Annotated in this window: 16 protein-coding genes; 10 read left to right on the top strand and 6 right to left on the bottom strand. The window is 70.0% G+C overall.

Going from position 1 to position 18662, the window contains the following annotated elements; genetic code table 11:
• Positions 1 to 96: 96 nt before the first annotated feature.
• Positions 97 to 2649 (bottom strand): LamG domain-containing protein, encoded by a 2553-nt coding sequence (locus tag D7Y04_RS08295; protein ID WP_233601304.1) that lies wholly within the window; start codon positions 2647 to 2649, stop codon positions 97 to 99.
• A gap of 124 nt (positions 2650 to 2773) precedes the next feature.
• Here D7Y04_RS08295 and D7Y04_RS08290 point away from each other — a divergent pair, with 124 nt between their 5' ends.
• The 8 genes from D7Y04_RS08290 (at position 2774) to D7Y04_RS08255 (ending at position 12199) form a co-directional block, all read left to right on the top strand.
• A complete protein-coding gene (locus D7Y04_RS08290; RefSeq protein WP_120593785.1) occupies positions 2774 to 4093 on the top strand; it encodes a family 16 glycosylhydrolase in 1320 nt (439 codons plus the stop codon).
• Between the two features lie 10 nt (positions 4094 to 4103).
• Complete coding sequence (locus D7Y04_RS08285) at positions 4104 to 4850, top strand: Type 1 glutamine amidotransferase-like domain-containing protein (protein ID WP_158627465.1); 747 nt, start codon at positions 4104 to 4106, stop codon at positions 4848 to 4850.
• Positions 4851 to 4874: 24 nt separating this feature from the next.
• Complete coding sequence (locus D7Y04_RS08280) at positions 4875 to 5729, top strand: family 16 glycosylhydrolase (protein WP_120593783.1); 855 nt, start codon at positions 4875 to 4877, stop codon at positions 5727 to 5729.
• Between the two features lie 74 nt (positions 5730 to 5803).
• On the top strand, positions 5804 to 7105 hold the full coding sequence (locus tag D7Y04_RS08275; RefSeq protein WP_121758857.1) for an AAA family ATPase: 1302 nt from the start codon (positions 5804 to 5806) through the stop codon (positions 7103 to 7105).
• Between the two features lie 81 nt (positions 7106 to 7186).
• Positions 7187 to 8614 carry a hypothetical protein gene (locus D7Y04_RS08270; RefSeq protein ID WP_121758856.1) on the top strand — a complete coding sequence of 476 codons (1428 nt, stop codon included), beginning with the start codon at positions 7187 to 7189 and terminating at the stop codon, positions 8612 to 8614.
• Positions 8604 to 9263, top strand: coding sequence for a hypothetical protein (locus D7Y04_RS08265; RefSeq protein ID WP_233601303.1), 660 nt, complete (start codon positions 8604 to 8606; stop codon positions 9261 to 9263). Before D7Y04_RS08270 ends, D7Y04_RS08265 begins: the two co-directional genes overlap by 11 nt.
• A 12-nt stretch (positions 9264 to 9275) precedes the next feature.
• Positions 9276 to 10814 (top strand): hypothetical protein, encoded by a 1539-nt coding sequence (locus D7Y04_RS08260; RefSeq protein ID WP_121758855.1) that lies wholly within the window; start codon positions 9276 to 9278, stop codon positions 10812 to 10814.
• A gap of 209 nt (positions 10815 to 11023) precedes the next feature.
• Positions 11024 to 12199 (top strand): FadR/GntR family transcriptional regulator, encoded by a 1176-nt coding sequence (locus tag D7Y04_RS08255; protein WP_233601302.1) that lies wholly within the window; start codon positions 11024 to 11026, stop codon positions 12197 to 12199.
• Here the strand turns inward: D7Y04_RS08255 and D7Y04_RS08250 are convergent.
• Positions 12187 to 12471, bottom strand: coding sequence for a hypothetical protein (locus tag D7Y04_RS08250; RefSeq protein ID WP_147454921.1), 285 nt, complete (start codon positions 12469 to 12471; stop codon positions 12187 to 12189). The genes D7Y04_RS08255 and D7Y04_RS08250 overlap by 13 nt on opposite strands.
• A gap of 44 nt (positions 12472 to 12515) precedes the next feature.
• The gene (locus D7Y04_RS08245; RefSeq protein WP_121758853.1) at positions 12516 to 13358 is read right to left on the bottom strand and encodes a class I SAM-dependent methyltransferase; all 843 of its coding nucleotides are present in this window, start codon (positions 13356 to 13358) and stop codon (positions 12516 to 12518) included.
• Positions 13359 to 13565: 207 nt separating this feature from the next.
• Here D7Y04_RS08245 and D7Y04_RS08240 point away from each other — a divergent pair, with 207 nt between their 5' ends.
• Positions 13566 to 15071, top strand: a complete 1506-nt coding sequence (locus tag D7Y04_RS08240; protein WP_121758852.1) for an FG-GAP-like repeat-containing protein — start codon at positions 13566 to 13568, stop codon at positions 15069 to 15071.
• Between the two features lie 130 nt (positions 15072 to 15201).
• Here the strand turns inward: D7Y04_RS08240 and D7Y04_RS08235 are convergent, their stop codons facing one another.
• Positions 15202 to 15537, bottom strand: coding sequence for a hypothetical protein (locus D7Y04_RS08235; protein WP_139918121.1), 336 nt, complete (start codon positions 15535 to 15537; stop codon positions 15202 to 15204).
• Between the two features lie 195 nt (positions 15538 to 15732).
• On the opposite strand from D7Y04_RS08235, the gene D7Y04_RS08230 reads away from it, so the two are divergent.
• Positions 15733 to 16914 (top strand): bifunctional methionine sulfoxide reductase B/A protein, encoded by a 1182-nt coding sequence (locus D7Y04_RS08230; RefSeq protein WP_121758850.1) that lies wholly within the window; start codon positions 15733 to 15735, stop codon positions 16912 to 16914.
• Positions 16915 to 16930: 16 nt separating this feature from the next.
• Here the strand turns inward: D7Y04_RS08230 and D7Y04_RS08225 are convergent, their stop codons facing one another.
• Both D7Y04_RS08225 and D7Y04_RS08220 read right to left on the bottom strand, forming a co-directional pair.
• Positions 16931 to 18193 (bottom strand): trans-acting enoyl reductase family protein, encoded by a 1263-nt coding sequence (locus D7Y04_RS08225; protein ID WP_121758849.1) that lies wholly within the window; start codon positions 18191 to 18193, stop codon positions 16931 to 16933.
• A gap of 80 nt (positions 18194 to 18273) precedes the next feature.
• Positions 18274 to 18648, bottom strand: coding sequence for a DUF2256 and DUF3253 domain-containing protein (locus D7Y04_RS08220; RefSeq protein ID WP_121758848.1), 375 nt, complete (start codon positions 18646 to 18648; stop codon positions 18274 to 18276).
• Positions 18649 to 18662 lie beyond the last annotated feature (14 nt).

The following is an 18662-nucleotide window of genomic DNA, read 5'->3' as shown; positions in this document are numbered from 1 at the left end:
AGCCCCCCCTGCAAGGGATTGGAATCAAACAGGCGCACCATGGCAGCAAAGCCTGTCTGACTCCAAACCCCGGGGGCCGTCAGGCCACGCAATGCCTTACGGCAGGTACCGCCACGACGCCGTCACGGCCGGCTGGAAGCAGTGCACGTGGGCCTTGGTGGCGGCGGGAATCTCCTGGACGACGCCAGCCCCGTAGCCCTTCGCGCGGCACCACTGGCTCACCTCCAGGCGTGAACCCGGGGCGGTGTAGTCACCCAGGTTGGACACCGGCCCCAGCACGGACTTCTCCACGTCCGTCTGGAGCCCGGAGTTGAAGCAGCCCACCCACGGCCGGGACGTGACCTCGAACACCTGCCCCGTCGTCCAGCCCTGGCTGTTGCAGAAGCGGTGCGCCGCCGCGGCGCAGTGGGAGCTCGTCACGCCGCGCTCGTCGGTGCAGCCCGCGTGGATGCGCGTCAGCTCCTCGAACGTCACGGCCACGCTTTCATGCTGGATGGGCGCGCACGCCACCGTCAGGTCCGTGGCCGTGGACGTCACCGGCACGCCCGCCAGCGAGATGGGCGGACGGTTGCTGACGAGTTGCATGATGGTGTCCCAGGTGTTGGTGCTGTTCGCCATCGCGTCGCCCGCACCCCGCTGCGCGCAGGCCCGGTGCATCGCGGACAGGCACGCCGCCGTGTTCAACGCGCTGGTGCCATTGCACGCCGGAGCCTGGGCGCTCATCACGAACTGGCCTGCGGAGGGCGTGTGCTGGATGGCCTCTTCGCGGCAATTGGCGCCGTGCGCGGTCATGCAGATGCTCCGGTTGGAGCGCGCGTGCGTGAAGATGCGCACCTCGTCGATGGCGCCCCGGAACGAGCCCTCGCCGTTCGCCGGGCAGCGCTGCGTGTCCAGGTTCGCGCCCGCGCCGATATAGAGCGTCCCCGTGCCCAGCCGGGCCGTCCCCGGCGCGACGGGCAGCGCGCGGTTGGTGGGCACACCGTTGAGGTACTCCTGGAAGACGCCGGTGGTGCCGTCCCACGTATAGGCCAGGTGGCTCCACTGCCCCACCGGCAGCACCGGGCCGCCGCCCAGCCGCACGCGCTGGCCGTTGACGACCAGGGAGAACTGCACCTGGTTGCTGGCCTCATGGATGATGTCCAGCCCGCCGGACTTGTGCATCAGGTAGCGATAGGGATTGCCGGTGGTGCACCCCTGCTGGATGTCCGCGTCCGGCCGCACCGCGAACTCCACCGACAGGCCACGCACGAACGCGCCCACGCCGGGCACCGTGCTGGACGGATCCGCCAGGTTGACCGCGAGCGCGCTCCCTCCGGGAACCACCAGCGCCTTGCCCTTGCCGTGCGGCTGCCACAGCGAGTCCGGCGAGGAGCGCGTCAGCGCGTTGCCCGGCGAGATGGAGGCGCCCCCCACCAGCGTGCCCGTGAAGAAGCGGCCGGACAGGTCCGGCGTGCGCGTGAGGTCATACGCTCCGGCGCGCGTGACGAGCTCGTTCATGGGCAGGAAGAGCAGGTGGAAGGGGTCCATCAGCTCGCCCAGGTCCACCTCGTTGTAGTCGGCGGTGTTGCTGCCGAAGAGGGCCAGTACGTCATGCGTCTTGGTCACCGGCAGGTAGTGCGCGGCATTGCTCTGCCCGGGCGGGAAGCTCTGCGAGGGCAGGCGCTCCTGCTCGAAGTTCCACATGGGCCCCGAGTAGAAGAGGTGCGCGATGTCCATGCGGTCCGTGTTGATGGCCCCGTCGATGTGGTACGCGGTCCAGTTCGTGTCCGCGCCCACCAGGCTCACTGCCTCACGTCGCGCGCCGTCCGTGTACGTGACGGCGATGTAGACGAGGTTGCGGCCCTCGTGGTCCACCCACGCGTAGGCGCCGCGCACGAGCGCACCGGAAGTGGTGTCACCGAAGTCCTCGCCCGTGGCCGCCTTCAGCCGCTTCCATGCCAGCGGGTAACGCTTCACGCCGGCGTTCGTGTCGTTGAACATCATCGACAGGGGACGCGGGTTGCTCCAGCCCGTGGCCGCGCACGGCGTGGGGTTGTACGCGTACATCATGTGGTCGATGCCGCCGGTGTTCGCGGGCGCGCCCTGGTAGATGATCAACCGGCCGTCGGACGTCATCGTGGGCTCGATGCCGCGAATCGTGGCGCCAGTGACGGTGCGCAGCGTCTCCAGCGTGCCGGTGGTGAACGACGCAATCTCCGCTGTCGTGGTGAACGGCTGGGACACGCGGATGTCCGTGGTGCGCCGCCGGAAGACGTTGTCCCCGTTGAACATCATCGAGTCGAAGATGAACGGCTGGTACACCGCGACGCCGCTCGACAGCGCGTAGGGCTGGGCGGGGTTGGTGAAGCAGAACGCCAGCGCGTTCTCCCCGTTGCGAACGGTCACCGTCTTCCCCGCGGAGAAGGTGCCTGCGAACGACGGCTTGCCGGCCGTGTCGTACGTCACCGCCTCCGGACGGAACACACGGGCAATCCACGTGGTCGTCGTGGTCGCGTGGTCCTCGCCGATGTTGCCCACGAAGATGCGCCCGTCCACCGTGGACGAGTGCCCGTTCGCCCCGAACGGCGTCCCGATGCGCGTGTTCACCAGCGACGGCCGGCCTTGCGCGAACACCGCCCCGGGCAGGACCGCGAGCGCCGCCCCAAGCATGACACCGAGGGCCCCACTAAGTAACTTTTTCATGGAAATAAGGTTAAGCCATTTTACCTGCTCTGGTCTAAGTGGGGCGGGTCCCGGCTCCCTGTCGGAGCTGGACACACCTTCGAGGAAGACGATGGCGACGAGAGCCGGGAAGACGCTGTGGGCGCTGGCGGCAGTGCTGGGGCTGACGGCCTGTGGTGGGGGTTCCGCTCCCGCGCAGGACTCGATGCTGACGACGCCGGTGGTGGCGGAGCGGGAGCAGTCCGCCACGGCGGCGCCGCTGGGCCAGACGGTGTGGCTGAAGGCGTGCACGACGCAGAAGTTCGTGTCGGCGGACAAGAACCTGGGGGCCACCGCGCCGCTCGTGGCCAACCGTGACAGCGCGCAGGGGTGGGAGCAGTTCCAGGTGGGTGACGCGGGCAACGACTTCATCTCGCTGCGCGTGGTGGAGACGGGCCTGTACGTGTCCGCGGATCCGAACGCGGGCGGTCAGGTGACGGGCTTCCGCACGGCGGTGGGTGACTGGGAGCGCTTCACCTGGGTGCCCTTCGCGGACGGCTCCGTGGGCCTGCGCGCCAAGAGCACGGGCCAGTACGTGTCCGCGGACACGAACCTGGGCGCCAACGCGCCGCTGTACGCCAACCGCGCCACGGCCGGCTGCTGGGAGTCGTTCTCCTTTGGCGTCGTGGGCGGCGGCGGCGAGGACCGCTGGGTGCAGGTCTGGAGCGACGAGTTCGACGGCACCAGCGTCAACACGGCCAACTGGGCGCCCAACACCACGGTGCACGTGAACAGCGAGCAGCAGCAGTACACGAACTCCGGCGACAACATCTCCGTGAGCAACGGCACGCTGAAGCTCACCGCGCGCCTGCAGTGGAACAACGGCTACCCGTTCACCTCCGGTCGGCTGGAGAGCGCGGGCAAGCGCGAGTTCAGCCACGGCCGCGTCGAGGCGCGCATCAAGATGCCGGTGGGCGCGGGCCTGTGGCCGGCGTTCTGGATGCTGGGCAATGACATCAACTCCGTGGGCTGGCCCGCGTGTGGCGAGCTCGACATCATGGAGAACGTCGGCTACGGCGACTGGGTGTCCGGGGCGCTGCACGGCCCGGGCTACTCCGGCAACACGCCCATCAACGGCCGCTTCTACCCGTCGTCCAGCGTGAGCAACTGGCACGTGTACCGCACGGAGTACTCGTCCTCGGACATCAAGTGGTACATCGACGGGGCGCTGGTGAAGACCACGACGCGCGCGGAGGTGCTGCGCTATGGCGCGTGGGCCTACGACAAGCCGCTGTTCATCATCCTCAACCTCGCGGTGGGTGGCGGCTATCCGTTCGGTGTGAATGGCGCCTCGACGCCGTACTACGGCGTGCCGCAGTCCACGGTGGACCTGGTGCGCAACGCGCCGCAGACCATGGAAGTGGACTGGGTGCGCGCCTACCAGTGGCGGTAGGCTGAAGCGCATGACGCTTCCGCCCCTCCTCCTGCTGGCTGACAGCGCTCCGCTGTTCTGGCGCGTGGAGGGGCGCCCCTTCCTGGACTACGTGCGCGTGCTCACCGGCTCGGAGCTGCGCGTGCCGCCGGTGAAGGCCGCGTACCTGGGCGCGTCCAACGGTGACGTGCCGGAGTTCTACGACATCTTCGTGGCGGCCATGGAGGGCATCGGGCTCACGCGCTGCCGGAGCATCCCGGCCGCGCCGTCCGGCGAGGACCTGGCGTGGCTGAAGGACGCCGACGTCATCCTGTTGGCGGGTGGCGACCCACGCGTGGGATGGAACGCGTTCCAGGCCCACGGGGTGGACTCGATTCTCCGCGAGCGGCATCAGGCCGGCGCGGTGCTGATGGGCGTGTCCGCCGGGGCCATGCACCTGGGCCTGGGCGCGTGGTGTGAAGATTTGCCGGGCGAAGGCGAGCCCTTCCCGGTGCTGGGCCTCGCCCCCTACCTCATCGGCGTGCACGAGCCGCCCGAGTGGCCCGGCCTCAAAGCCGCCCTCCGGCGCATGGGATTGCCCACGCGGGCGTTGGGCATTCCGCAGGGGGGCGGCGTGCTCCTGCACGCGGACGGCAGCGTGGAGCCCGTGCGGCAGACCGTGGTGGACGTGACGGTGGACGTGGAGGGGCGGCTGCACGAATCGCTGCTCATGCCTCCGGCCACGCCGTACCGGGGCGAGTCCCCCGAAGCGCCAGTGGACCGGCGGACGCTCCAGTAGATGGCTCCCTTTCGAGGAACGACGATGGCGACGAGCACGTACAGGACGGTGACGGCGTGGGCGCTGGTGGCGGGGCTGATGGCGTGCGCGGGAGCACCGAAGCGCGCGGAAACGGTGGCGGGCGCGGCGGGCGGCTGGGTCCAGGTGTGGAGTGACGAGTTCGACGGCACGGAGGTGGACGCGAGCAACTGGCGCATCCAGACCGACGTGCACGTGAACAACGAGCAGCAGCAGTACACGACGTCACCGGACAACGTGTCGGTGAGCGGCGGCACGTTGAAGCTCACGGCGCGGATGCAGACGGCCAACGGGTATCCGTTCACGTCGGGCCGGGTGGAGAGCGCGGGCAAGCGCGAGTTCAAGCACGGCCGCGTCGAGGCGCGCATCAAGCTGCCGGTGGGCGTGGGGCTCTGGCCCGCGTTCTGGATGCTGGGCGGCGACATCCACACGACGGGGTGGCCGGCGTGCGGGGAGCTCGACATCATGGAGAACGTTGGCTACGGCGACTGGGTGTCCGTCGCGTTGCATGGGCCGGGATACAGCGGCAACACGCCCATCAACGGTCGCTTCTTTCCGCGCACGCCGGTGACCGACTGGCACGAGTACGGCGTGGAGACGTCGCCGGAAGCCATTCACTGGTACATCGACGGGGAGCGCGTGAAGACGTCCACGCGTGAAGAGGTGGAACGCCACGGCGCGTGGGCCTACGACAAGCCCCTCTTCATCATCTTCAACTTCGCGGTGGGCGGCGGCTACCCGGAGGGAGTCAACAAGGCGAAGGAGCCGTACTTCGGCGTGCCTCAGGCCACCGCGGACCTGCTGCGCAACGCACCGCAGACCATGGAAGTGGACTGGGTGCGCGTCTCCGAAAAGCGCTGAGGCCTCCCTCCAACGGGGGATGGTTCGCACCGCGACAGGGTTCCTAGGGTGTTCCTCCTCGGGAGGAGCAAGCCATGGCGGTCACGGTGGTGGCGGTGTCGGGGCCCATTGGCGCGGGGAAGACGACCCTCGCGCAGGGGCTCGCGCGGCGGTTCGGCGCGCTGCATCTCCACTCGGAGGATTTCCTGCGGAAGCATGGCGGTGACGGTTCCCGGCGCACACGCCAGGAGTTGACCGTCGCGCTGGACCGCGAGACGGGAGGGCGCTGGCTGGCGGACGGAGTGCTCGCGGCCCTGAGAGGGCACGGACCGGGCGCCCCCAGCCACACTGGCCGACCTTCCAGGCTGATCATCGTGGATGCCTCGAGCAGCGAGGCGCAGTTGGACGGCCTGCGCGGAAGCCCGGGGCTCCGCGTCGTGCACGTCCACCTGGAGACGCCGGAACCGGAGCAGGCGCTGCGCGATGCGGAGCGGCGTTCGCGAGCCACGCATGTTCACGAAAGGCCTGCCACTGCCGAGGTAGCAAAGCCACACCTCCCAGAGCAGCCTCCACGCACACCACACGAGGACACGACGCCTACCACTGTCGAGGCGGCCAGGGCACATGCTGCTGAGCGGCCTCTGCGCACACCGAGCGAGGGCGCGAGGCCTGACCCTCTCGATGCTGCAAGGCCATCCGAGGAGCGCACATTCACGGCGCACCAGGATTCGGAGCGAGACGCCTTCGAGGCGACCTGGGCGCATCCCGCCGAGCGTGCGGTGCACGCGTTGGCCTCGCTGGCGGAACTCGTGGTCGACACGGCGAAGACTCCACCCGACGCTGTACTCGTGCGAGTGGCCAGCCGGCTCGGGCTGTATGGGCGGCCCGGCGAACGGCTCGTGGACCTCATCATCCCGGGGCGCCATGACGGCGTGGACACGCGGCCGCTCACGGCACAGCTCGCGCCTCACTACGCCGTGCTGTTTCGACCAGACGGGCCAGACCCGAGGCCCTCACGCGAGGAACTGGAGGACGCCTTCGCCCGAGGACACCGCGTGCTCGTCGAAAGCGCGGGACCCTCAGCCAGCGGATGCATTCAGGCAGCGGGCATCGCACCGGGGCGGGTGCGGCGGGTGGTCCTGGCGTGCCGCTCGGAAGGCCGCGCGTTCGATTGGGTGGGGCTGCGCGAGGCCGCTTCCCTCAATGCCCCCACGGACCTGGCGCTCACGCTCGCGGGGGACCTGGCCGCGACCAACTGGGCCTCACGGCGCTTCGACCAGCTCACCGACGCGGCCCGTCACCACCTGGAAGAACTCGAGCGCGTCGCGGGTGCGCCCGTGTCCTTCCTCGCCCCCTCGCCGGAGGCCCGCCACCTCATCGAGCGGCGGCCCTGGTGAGCCGGGCGCCCACGAATCGCCGAAACCTTTTCTGATTTTCCGGGTTGGGGTGTCCGTACAGCAACCGATCCCGGAGCCCGCGTGCCCCTCCCCTTCCCACCCCCGAGCCGATGGCTGCTGCCCGGGCTGCTGCTGCTCGGGTTCGCCCCCCAGGCCGTGGCCATGCCCACCGGTCCCGGCACCTTCTGCGCTGAGTACCCCACCGCGCCCGCATGCCAGGGCACCCAGCCCGCCTGCACGTACTGCCACGTGGCCCCGCCTCAGCGGAACGGCTACGGCGCCGCGCTGGAGCCGCACCTCGCCCCCGGTAAGCCGCGCCCCCTCTCCGACGCGGACTTCGCCGCCGCCCTCCCCGCCGCGCTGCGCGCCATCGCCACCGCGGACACCGACGGCGACGGCGCCCCCAACCAGTTCGAGGTCGAGCAGGGCTCGCTGCCCGGTGACGCCACCAGCGTCCCGCCCAGCGGCGTCTGCGGCGGCGGAGAGAACCCCCAGTTCAAGGTCTGCCAGTACGACCCGCGCTTCGCCTACCGCCGCATGCTCAGCGACTTCTGCGGCACGTCCCCCACCTACGCCCAGGTGGTCACCTTCCTGGAGCTGGGCAGCGCGGAGAAGCAGCGCGCCTTCATCGACCAGGAGCTGGACCGCTGCCTCCAGTCCGACTTCTGGCGAGGCAAGCACGGGCAGCTCTGGAAGGTGGCCCACCCGAAGATCCGCCCCGTCGGCTCCATCAAGTCCGGCGAGGACGCGGGCATCATTCCCCTGGCGGACTACTACGACGACTACGCCCTCTTCGCCTGGTCCCAGACGGACGACCACGACGCGCGCGACGTCCTCACCGCCAGCTTCTACGTGAAGCGCTCGGGTTCGAGCCCCACCACGTACACCACCGCCAACAGCCTCTCCTCCCAGTTCGTGGAGGCCTCGCGCCGCGCCGGCAACATGACGAGCGCGTGGACGCTGACCTCGTTCGTCATGTTCACCGCGCTGCCACGCAACGCCGCGTCGCAGATGTACCGCGCGTACCTGGGCCTGGACATCGCGAAGCAGGAGGGCCTGCACAGCGTCCCCAACGAGCCGCGCGACTACGACGCCAAGGGCGTCCAGGCGCCCCAGTGCGCCGCGTGCCACGCGACGTTGGATCCGCTGTCGTATCCGTACCGCAACTACAACGGCCTGGGCGGGCTGCCCAACCGCTACATCCCCAACCGGCTGGAGCTGCTCTTCCCCAACGAAGCGGCCACCCTGAAGAACACGCCCGAACAGGGCGTCATCCTGGGCCAGCCCGTGAGCAACCTCATGGAGTGGGCCCGGGTCGCCGCCAACAGCGACGCCTTCGCCATCTCCACCGTCACGGACTACTGGAAGTTGCTTGTCGGCCACGCGCCCCTGCCAGAAGAGAACGAAGAGTTCGTCCGCACCTGGCAGGCCTTCCGCACGACGCACGCGTACCGCGTGCAGAAGATGCTTCACGACCTCATCCGCACGGAGGCCTACGGTGCGCCCTGAACGCCTGCTGTTGACCTGTCTGCTGCTCACGGGCTGCTCCGACAAGCTCCCCCCCGCCGTCGACCTGGGACCGGACGCGAACCCCGGCGTGACGCCCGAATGGGATGGCGGCGTCGCCAAGTCCCAGAAGGGAAACCTGCGCTTCAAGGGCCCCGAGCGCCTGTCGCTCGACCTGGCCCAGGCGCTGGAGCTGCCCGCGGCGTCCGTGTGCAACGAACTGGGCCAGTACCCCTGCCAGACCGTGCACGGCGTGGCGCTGGGCGGCGTGGACCCCTATCAGCACAGCGTCTACGAGACCGCCCCCGTCACGGGCGCCACCACGCCCATCGCCGTGGAGCGCACCGTGCTCTCCGCCTGCAACGCACGCATCGCGATGGACGTGACCACGCCCGCCACCGCGGTGGTGTTCAAGGACGTGGTCATCACCGCGGACGGCAAGCTGGCGGACGCAGCGAGCCCGGCTGTCGCCACGGCGGTGACCTCCCTGGTGCGCCGCGCGTGGCTGCGGGACCCGACCCAGGACGAGCGGGACACGCTGGTGCGGCTGTCCGCCGACGTACAGGCCACCGGTGTGGCCACGCCAGGAGTCGCGTGGATGCAGGCCGCGTGTCTCGCCGTCTTCTCTTCCGCTGAAGCCGTCTTCTACTGAGGAACCCCTCCCATGACCCTCAAGACCACGGGCCGGCTGTCGCGCCGGGAGATGCTGCGGGCACTGTCACTCTGCGCGGCGGGCACCACGCTCGCGCCCTTCCTCTCCGGCTGCCGGGACTCGCTCCAGACTCCCGAGTCCCTGGAGAAGCTGGGCCGCAAGCGCGACGCGCTCGACAGCAAGCCGAAGTTCCTCATCGTCATCGGGGCGGCGGGGGGCGCGTCCATCGTGGACAGCTTCCTCGCGGTACGCCAATCCGAGTCCTCCAACGCCGCCGCGTTCAACACCTTCCCGGACGCGCAGGTGCAGGGCGTGGCGAACAGTCCCTTCCGCGCGGTGAAGTACAGCAACTCGCGCCTGGGCAGCATCAACATCCCGGTCGACACCGACCAGTTGGCGTTCGTGAAGAAGCACGCGAGCGAGATGCTGGTGGCCACCTCCGTGGGCACGTCCGTGAACCATGGCATCGCACAGAAGCGCTCGCTGACCGGCAACGGCGCGTGGCGGGGCCGCACGCTCCAGGAGGCCGTCGCGCTCCAGTGGGGAGGCGGAATACCGCTGCCCAACGTCAACATGGGCACGGGCGGCTACGCCGAGCGTGGCACCGACGACAGCCTGCCCCTGTCCTGCTTCGGGGAGCCCGTGGTCAACCCGTCGCTGTGGCCCCTGGGTCTGGATGGCTCGCGAGGCATCGCCGGTGCGCCGTCGAAGGACGTCATCGCGCTGGCTCGGAGCACGCGGGACGCCCTGGACCAGAAGTCCATCTTCGGCCGCACCTTCCAGGACAGCGGCGCGCTGAAGCGCTGGAGCGAACAGCGCGGCGTGCAGCAGCCGAAGCTGGAGGCCCTGGACCTCATCACGAAGCTCAACGTCCTGCCGAACCTGCCGTCCATTCCCCTGTCGAAGTATGGGCTGGAGAGTTCACCGGACGGGGCGCGGCTGCGAGAGGTCTTCCCCGGCTTCTTCACGGATCCCGTGCAGGGCCAGGCGGCGCTCGCGTTCCTGCTGCTCAAGTACCGAGTGTCCGTGTCGGTGACGCTGGGGCCGGACTTCAACGTCGCGGTGGGCGGGCCCAACGGCATCGCCAATCCACCGCTCGCGTTCGACATCAGCCACAACGACCACCGGGGCGGACAGGCCTTCATGTGGGCGCGCATCCTGTCCACGGTGGACTCGCTGATCACGCTGCTCAAGGCGGAGCCATTCGACGCGAACTCAGGCGAGTCCATGTGGGACCGCACGCTCATCTACGTGGCCACGGAGTTCGGCCGCACGCGTCCGCGTCCCTCCGGCGCCACGGAGTTCGGTTCGGGCCACGACCTCAACAACGGCTTCCTGCTGCTGTCGCCCATGGTGAAGGGCAACACCGTGCTGGGAGGCGTGGATCCGAACACCACCCTCACCTACGGCTTCGACGTGCGCACTGGCGAGCGCCAACCGGGCAAGGTGACCTCCAACGAGCCGGACATCTTCTCCGGCGTCCTCACCGCCATGGGCGCGGACCTGAGCGGCAGCGGCCTGCCGGACGCCAGCGCCTTCAAGCGAACCTGAAGCCTCCCCGGTCCGGAGCCTCCCGAACTGGGGCAACGGACAGAGGCGCCCGCCCGGGACCGGTTGCCTGAAAAGCTGTCCGACAGTCGGACAGGTTTTTCTCCGACCGGGCCCGGAGGGTGACCCCCTGGCTGGCAATGAGAAGGGTGGGCCCGCACGTCCATGTCAGACCCCTGTGGTTGGATGGCGATGCTGGGACGAGGAGGGGGATGGGGATGGAACGGCGAGGACTCGTGGCCTATGTGGAGGCGCAAATCGAGCGCGATATCGCGCTGGGGCGGCTGCACCCGAGCGGGCAATTCGGCTCCGAAGCGAAGCTGGCGCGCCGCTATGAGGTGTGCCGAGGCACCATCCGTGAGGCGCTGCGGCGGCTGGCCGCCCGGGGCCTGGTGGTGCAGCGCGCCGGACGCAAGACGCGCGCGGTGGCGTTGGATGAGTCACTGACGCTGGAGAACCTGGGGCTGGCGCTGCATGACGCGAGCAACCCGGATGCCCGGTGGCTTCTGGAGGGCTACTTCAGCCTCAAGCGGCAGGCGCTGGTGGAGCTGCTGGCCGACTGCTGCGCGAGGGCCTCGGACCTCGACCTGGACCGGCTGGGGAGCACGTGCTTCCAGCTCCAGGACGCGGCGCGCTGGGAGTCGGGGGAAGTCTGCGCGCAGGCGGAATTCGAATTGCTGCGGCATGCGGCGCGGGTGGCTGCGCGTCCGGGGCACGTGCTCCTCGTGCAGTCCCTGCAGCGGGCATTCCTGGGAGGAGCCGCCCAACTGCTGCCGCTCATGGGCGGAGAGGCGCTGCGCGAGTGGGCCATCCGCGTGAGCGAAATCCTGCACGAGCGTGACGTGCAAGCACTTCAGAATGAGCTGCCAGCACTGCTGAAGGCGCGCGATGAGCGCGTGCTGAACGCATTCGCCCCCGCGCCCCAGGAACCTGCGTCCCCCGCGGCCCCATGCGCGCAGGAGGGCCTCGTCGGTGCGCCCGTGGCAGCCACTGAAATGGAGGACGCGCCGGAGGTACGCCCTTCTGTCGAAGAGCGGAGTCCTGGTTGCCTTGAACCGGCCTCCGAGGACACCGGGGCGCTTGGGGTTGCGCCGTGCCCTCAGGTGCAGGCCCTCTCCGTGGCTCCGGCCAGCGAGCCACTGCTGTCTCCAACAGCTCCGGGGCCTACTCCCCCTGAGATTGATGGAGCGCGCGCAGAGAGAGAGGTGATGGGCTCGGCCTTGGGCAACCTGTCCGGCGGTCGGGCTGATGGGGACGGTTCCTCTCCGGAGAGCGGTCTTCCGCGGATCGACGATCCAGCCACCGGTCCCTGTGGACCACCCTGCGCGAGCCTTGCTTGCGCGCAGGATGGGTCAACGCGCCTCGAGCCTCCTGATCAGCCGCCGTAGCAGTTCAGGGTCGAGCCGCCACAGTAGCTGGAGCCGGAGTTGCTCCAGGAGCCCGCCGAGTTGGTGCAGATCTGGTTCTGCCGGCGCTCCAGCGTGGGGGTGCAACAGCCCACCTTGATGGTGCGCGTCTGGCCGGGGATGCAGCCTGCCTGCGCGGACACCTCCTGCGTGTCCTCCTGCACCGGTGCGCCCTCCTCCGGCGCCTCCACGCCACAGCCCACGGTCCCCAGCAGGCAGCCCACCAGCAACAGTCCCCGCTTCAGCGTCTTCATGTGTCGCTCCCGGTTGTCGTGCTTCACGGCGGCCCGGGACGGTATCAGGGACTTCCGTCTTCACCAGGATGCACGGGATTGCCCGACCCCGGGAGTCGGGCCCACAACACCGTGGCATTGGGCCGGGCGGGCTCTGGGGTGAGGCCCAGCTTCTTGAAGTCCTTCGAGTAGCGCGAGCCCTTCAACACCACCACCCGGCGTGCCACGCGCCGGGCCTGGTCCACCGTCTCGCGCGTCAGCGGCGAGTAGTCCGCGTGGCGGCGCAGCGCTTCGAACGCGGCGGAGGACTTGCGCTCGCGCTCGAACATCGGATCGAAGAGCACCACGTCGAACGCGCCGTCCGGCAGCCCACGCAGGAACTCCGCCGCGTCCGCGTAAACCGCGCTCACCGCGCAGGCGGCCGGGTGGCGCTCGAGCCCCTTGAGCCCGTGCCGCACCAGGAGATACAGCGCCGGACTCTTCTCCAGCGCGATGACGCTTCCGCCCGGCCCCACCAGCCGCGCCGCCACCTGCGCATCCGCACCCAGGCCCAGCGTGCAGTCCAACACGCGCTCCCCTTCGCGCAGGCCCGCGACGCGCACGAGCTGGTCCTCCATCACGCCCGCGTCCAGCTGCTTCACTCGCAGGTGCGCCAGCCCCGGTGAGAAGCGCAGCGTCCCTTCCGCGTCCACCAGCGACACTGCCGTGGACTCGAAGACAATGAGCGCGTCCGCCATGTCGGTGAGCAGCTTCTTCAGGGGCAGTTTGTGGTGGCGCTCCACATACGGCACGCCCACCGCCTCCGCCGCACTCCGCGCACGCTGTGCGAGCGGTGCGTCCACCCGGTCCGATGTGGTGACCACCAACGGATGGCGGGAAGAAGGCGGGGCTCCGGACGGAAGGGACATGGCCGGCGCAGCCTACCCCGCGCGCAAGCCGTCCCTCCGGGGACATGCCCCTGTCCACCACCCGTCACCCCACCTTCCCCCGGGACGCATGGCCCCGCCCGGCGCCCCTTCTTACTTCTTCAACATCACGCGGGGATGTCACGGAAACCGCGTTCATACGGCCTTGCCGGTTCAGGGCCGTGAATCGTGAATGAAGAGGGGGAAGACATGCGACACCCACGAATGGCCCATGCGGGCGTGATGCTGTTCAGCGCCGCGGTGCTGATCGCCATGGCGCTGCCTCGGATGGTGGTCACCTCATCGCAGCCGCTGCTGGACGCTCCTCGCGCTTCTCCGACGGGGATGGGGCCGCGCGCAGTGGCGCTCGGTGATTTCGACGAGGACGGGCGCCTGGACGTCATCACGGCCAACCACACCGCGGGCACCGTGTCCGTGCTGCGGAGCCAGGGGGACGGGACGTTCGCGCCCGGCATGGAGCGGCCCACCGGCCCGTTGCCCGGCGCGGTCGCGGTGGGGGACTTCGACGGAGATGGCCACCTGGACGCGGTCACCAGCCACTTCGGAGGCACGGTGTCCGTGCTGCTGGGGCGAGGTGATGGGACGTTCGGGGCGCGGACCGACCACTCCGTGGGCGCGGAGCCCTCGGCCGTGGACGTGGGCGACCTGGACGGCGACGGCCGCCTGGACGTGGTGACGGCCAACTCGCTCGACGACTCCGTGTCGGTGCTGCTGAACCGGGGCTCCGGACGGTTCGTGCACCAGAAGGATGTCAACGCCGGCACCAACCCGTTCGCGGTGAAGGTAGCTGACGTCAACCACGACGGGATGGCGGACCTCGTCACCGTGAACTTCGTGGACACGGTGTCGGTGCTGCTCGGCAACGGGGACGGGACGTTCCGGCCTCGCATGGACTTCGCCACGGGCAACGCGCCCTACTCCGTCGCGGTGGTGGATGTGGATGACGACGGGAAGCTGGACGTGGTCACCGCGAACTTCCGGGGCCAGAGCGTGTCCGTGCTGCGCGGCAACGGCACCGGCGCATTCCCTGTGCGCGTGGATTTTGCAGTGAAGGGCGGGCCGTACTTCGTCGCGGCCGGCGACTTCAACGGCGACGGGATGCCGGACCTCATCACCGCGAACTTCAACGAGGACACCGTGTCCCTCCTGCCCGGCCAGGGCCACGGCTCCTTCGGCGCGCCCACGCGCCTGGCCACCGGTGAGGGCCCCGCGGCGCTCGCGGTGGGACTGCTCGACGGCGACCTGAAGCCGGACGTCGTCACCGCCAACACGCGGAGCCATGACGTGTCCGTGCTGAGGGCCGCGGCTTCCGCGGACGTGGAGGTGACGCTCACCGCTGTCCCCAGGCCGGGTGTGTCCGTGCCGCGCATCGACTACACGCTCACCGTCACGCAGCACGGGCCGGATCCGCTGAACCGGGCCGTCATCACCGTGGCCCTGCCTCCGGGACTCCAGGCCAGCACCCGGGACTGCCTCATGTCCGCCGGCACGCTCCAGTGCGAGGTGGGACCGATGGCCGTGGGTGACACCGCCCTCCTGCGGTTCTCCGCGCCGCTGCCTCGCTCCAGCGTGGGCCTGTCCTACCGCATCACCGCCACGCGGACGCTCAGCGTCCCCGAGGACCCCCTCTCCGCCAACGATGCCGCAAGCCAGGACTACGTGTCCCTCGGCGGGCTCGCCGCGACGTGGTGGTAGCGGTCCAGCCGGAGCGCCTTCCCGGGAGTGCATCAGCCAACGACGTGGCGAGCCTGGACCGCGTGTCCCTGGGCAGGCTCGCCGCGACGTGGTGGTAGCAGCCCGGCCGGTGCGCCTTCCCTGGAGCGCTTCAGCGCGGGCGCTTCAGCTTGGACCACATGAGCCCGACGAAGGTGTCGGGGGCGGGCTCCGCGGTCATCAACTCTTCGTCTTCATGACCGCGCGCGGGCGGCGGCAGGGGCTTGGGAGCCACGGGAAACGGCAGGGGCTCCGAGGTGTTCAGGCCCTGTGCCTGGCGCTCCATCACCTCCGCGAAGGAGCGCTGGGGCGCGTTGCGCTCCGCCACCGGCGCGGCGCCCTCCACGCTCTGGAGGGCCCGGATGCGAAGGATGACGCTGGCGCCTTCCGCGCGCGAGATGCCCGTCACCCGCCCGATTGGACCTCGCGGCCCGCGTTCCCGGCTCATCGGTTCCCTCCCGGTCTTCGCTAGAACCGTACCGCCTCCGGCCCCCCGCCGGCCACTGCCCGGCCCTCCGGCGAGCCACGGAAAGGCCCGCCCGGCCGGCAGGTCATCGGGGCCCCGCTGTAACCGTTCACCGGTGTCGCGCGTAAGTTGGAATGGCGCCCCTTCTTCCGACGGCGCCCGGAGGCTTCGCGACCCATGTCGTCCGCCCGTGCAGTGCCGTCTCCCACCCCGCGGCCCGTGGCGCACCGGCTGTGGCCCGCCCTGCTGGTGCTGGCCGCCACCCTGAGCGCGTGCACCGAAGCGCGGGGTGCTCCGCCCGGCGAGAAGCCCGCGGCCACCGCGTACGCCCCGCCACAGGACGGCCGCGCGTACACGAAGCCGTCCGACGCGGAGCTGAAGCGCACCCTGTCCCCCCTGGCCTACAAGGTGACGCAGCACGAGGACACCGAGCCTCCCTTCCGCAACGCGTACTGGAACAACCACGACGAAGGGCTCTACGTCGACGTGGTCAGCGGCGAGCCGCTGTTCTCCTCGCGCGACAAGTTCGAGTCCGGCACCGGCTGGCCCAGCTTCACCCGCCCCCTGGACAAGGCCCAGGTGGTGGAGAAGCGCGACAGCACCCTGGGCATGGAGCGCGTGGAGGTTCGCTCGAAGGACGGCGACTCGCACCTGGGCCACCTCTTCGAGGACGGGCCCAAGCCCACGGGTTTGCGCTACTGCATCAACTCCGCGTCGCTGCGCTTCATCCCCGTGAATGAGCTGGCCGCGAAGGGCTATGGCAAGTGGCTGCCCTCCTTCGGCCGCACAGCCCCGAGCGAACCCCAGGGCGCGCTCGCCCCCGCCGCGGGTGCCGTCGTGCTGGCGAAGGCGGCGGTCCCCACGGAGGCCTCGCGCGAGACGGCGTACCTGGCGGGCGGGTGCTTCTGGGGCATGGAGGATATCCTCCGGAAGATCCCGGGCGTCATCGACACGGAGGCCGGCTACACGGGCGGCTCGAAGAAGGACGCCACCTACGAGGACGTGCACACCGGCAAGACGGGGCACGCGGAGGCCGTGCGCGTCGTCTTCAACCCGAAGCTGCTGACGTACGAGGCGCTGCTGGAGCAGTGGTTCTTCCGCATGCACGACCCGACGACGCTCAACCGCCAGGGCAATGACGTAGGCTCGCAGTACCGCTCCGCCATCTTCTACCTGTCGGACGAACAGCGCCGGACGGCGGAGGCGGTGAAGGCCCGCGTGGACAAGTCCGGTAAGTGGTCCCGGCCCGTCGTCACGCAAATCACCGCCGCCAGCGAGTGGGTGCCCGCCGAGGGCTACCACCAGGACTACCTGGTGAAGAACCCCGGCGGCTACACCTGCCACTACATGCGCGACTGAGAGCCCCGCCGCGCCCTCACGCGGCGCGGTCGTGCACTTCGAACGTCATGCCTGCCTTGCGCAGGCGCTCCACCAGCACCATGCCCATGGCGGACGCGGGGGTGAGCACACCGCCCCGCTTGGGGATGGTGTCGAAGGCGAGGCACAGCGCGGACTCCGCGAGCATGCGCGCCGTGGCCGCGTAGCCCGGGTCTCCCTTCGACGCGACCTTGCCCTCCACCTTCACGCGCTGGCCGCTCTTGGGCGAATGGCCCTCGCCCAGGAGCCGCACCTCGAAGAGGCCTCGCTCGCGCACGGTGGCGGACGGGCCCTCGCCCGGCGCGGGCAGCACGTGCTTCTCCAACAGCTCCCGCGCGGGGTCCACGTTCGACAGGAGCATGAAGCCGCCCAGCCCCGCGGTGGTCGCCGCGGCGAGCGCCAGCCCCTTGGGCCCGGGACCGAAGTCGGAGACCTCCGAGTAGAAGAAGTCTCGGCCCCACGGGTAGCCCAGCAGCGCGTTGGAGCGCCGCACGACGCGCGTGTTGACGGAGGCCATCACGAAGGGCGCGGTCCACGTGCCCGTGTCCGGGCTCTTCTTCACCGTGGCCAGGTCGCGCTCCTCCTTCGTGCCTCGGGAGGGCTCCGGGTCCAGCGCGTGGGCGCTGGTCAGCACCTTCTTGAGGGCCGGCTCCGCCTTCACCGCCGCCAGGGTGTCCATCATGCTGGCGATGGTGCCGCCGCTGAAGCCACCGCGCATGCGCGTCAGGTGGAAGCGCACCTGGTCGCAGTGGCCGCCGTGCTTCTCCCGCATGTAGTCCTGGACCATCAGCGTGCCCAGGTCGGAGGGGATGGAGTCGAAGCCGCAGGTGTGCACGATGCGGGCGCCCGTCTCGCGCGCCCGTGCGTCGTGGGCGTCGATGGTCCTGCGCATGAACTGCACCTCGCCCGTCAGGTCGCAGTAGTCCGTGCCGGCGCGGACGCAGGCGTCGACCAGCTCGTTGCCGTAGCGGGCGTAGGGGCCCACGGTGGAGATGATGACGCGTGTGCGCGCCACCATCGCGTCCAGCGAGGCCGCGTCCTTCGCGTCCGCAATCACCACCGGCAGGTCCGCGAACTCCGGCTTCACCTTCGCCAGCTCCGAGCGGACCTGATCCAACTTGCCTTCGTCGCGCCCGGCGATGGCCCACTTCGCGCGGTGCGTCTCCTGATTGCGAGCCAGGTACTCCGCCACCAGGCGGCCGGTGAATCCCGTGGCGCCCCACAGGATGATGTCGAACGCGGGCTTCTTGTCGTGGGCCATGGGGCGGCGCGTAGCCGGACCCTCCATGTGAGCGCAAGCGCGATTCCACGGCCCGTGAACGCCCTGTGCGGGGCACCACATCAGGCGCGCAGGCGCAACCGGATGGGCCCGCGCGCGGTGGAGGGCTCCACCACCCTGCCCCCCTGGACGATGTCCAGCACGCCGCGAGCGACGAGCCTGCGCGCCGCCTCGCGCACGGGCTCTATGCACGCACGCCAGTCCTCGCCGCCGGACGCGCGGGCGACTTCAGAGGGGCACACGGTGGCTCCGCCTGCCCGCTGGGAGAGCAACTCCAGGATGCGCGCCTCCCACGGGGAATCCCGCGCCTGGGTCCGCTTCCCCCGGCACGCCTCCGAGCAGTACCGCACCTGTTCCCAGTCGCGCGCCCACTTGCGGCGCCAGGTGATGGCGCGGCCGCAGACAGCGCAGGGCTTGGGAGGCGGAGGGGACGTCATGCACTCCCATCGAT

It is taken from the genome of Corallococcus sp. AB038B, assembly GCF_003668955.1.
GTDB lineage: Bacteria > Myxococcota > Myxococcia > Myxococcales > Myxococcaceae > Corallococcus > Corallococcus exiguus.
This window is presented reverse-complemented; position numbering and strand designations above follow the sequence as displayed.

Bases quoted from the DNA above. Each gene is read 5' to 3' on its own strand.
- D7Y04_RS08295 (WP_233601304.1), bottom strand. From the start codon at position 2,649: ATGCTTGGGGCGGCGCTCGCGGTCCTGCCCGGGGCGGTGTTCGCGCAA.
- D7Y04_RS08290 (WP_120593785.1), top strand. From the start codon at position 2,774: ATGGCGACGAGAGCCGGGAAGACGCTGTGGGCGCTGGCGGCAGTGCTG.
- D7Y04_RS08285 (WP_158627465.1), top strand. From the start codon at position 4,104: ATGACGCTTCCGCCCCTCCTCCTGCTGGCTGACAGCGCTCCGCTGTTC.
- D7Y04_RS08280 (WP_120593783.1), top strand. From the start codon at position 4,875: ATGGCGACGAGCACGTACAGGACGGTGACGGCGTGGGCGCTGGTGGCG.
- D7Y04_RS08275 (WP_121758857.1), top strand. From the start codon at position 5,804: ATGGCGGTCACGGTGGTGGCGGTGTCGGGGCCCATTGGCGCGGGGAAG.
- D7Y04_RS08260 (WP_121758855.1), top strand. From the start codon at position 9,276: ATGACCCTCAAGACCACGGGCCGGCTGTCGCGCCGGGAGATGCTGCGG.
- D7Y04_RS08255 (WP_233601302.1), top strand. From the start codon at position 11,024: ATGGGGATGGAACGGCGAGGACTCGTGGCCTATGTGGAGGCGCAAATC.
- D7Y04_RS08250 (WP_147454921.1), bottom strand. From the start codon at position 12,471: ATGAAGACGCTGAAGCGGGGACTGTTGCTGGTGGGCTGCCTGCTGGGG.
- D7Y04_RS08245 (WP_121758853.1), bottom strand. From the start codon at position 13,358: ATGTCCCTTCCGTCCGGAGCCCCGCCTTCTTCCCGCCATCCGTTGGTG.
- D7Y04_RS08240 (WP_121758852.1), top strand. From the start codon at position 13,566: ATGCGACACCCACGAATGGCCCATGCGGGCGTGATGCTGTTCAGCGCC.
- D7Y04_RS08235 (WP_139918121.1), bottom strand. From the start codon at position 15,537: ATGAGCCGGGAACGCGGGCCGCGAGGTCCAATCGGGCGGGTGACGGGC.
- D7Y04_RS08230 (WP_121758850.1), top strand. From the start codon at position 15,733: ATGTCGTCCGCCCGTGCAGTGCCGTCTCCCACCCCGCGGCCCGTGGCG.
- D7Y04_RS08225 (WP_121758849.1), bottom strand. From the start codon at position 18,193: ATGGCCCACGACAAGAAGCCCGCGTTCGACATCATCCTGTGGGGCGCC.
- D7Y04_RS08220 (WP_121758848.1), bottom strand. From the start codon at position 18,648: ATGACGTCCCCTCCGCCTCCCAAGCCCTGCGCTGTCTGCGGCCGCGCC.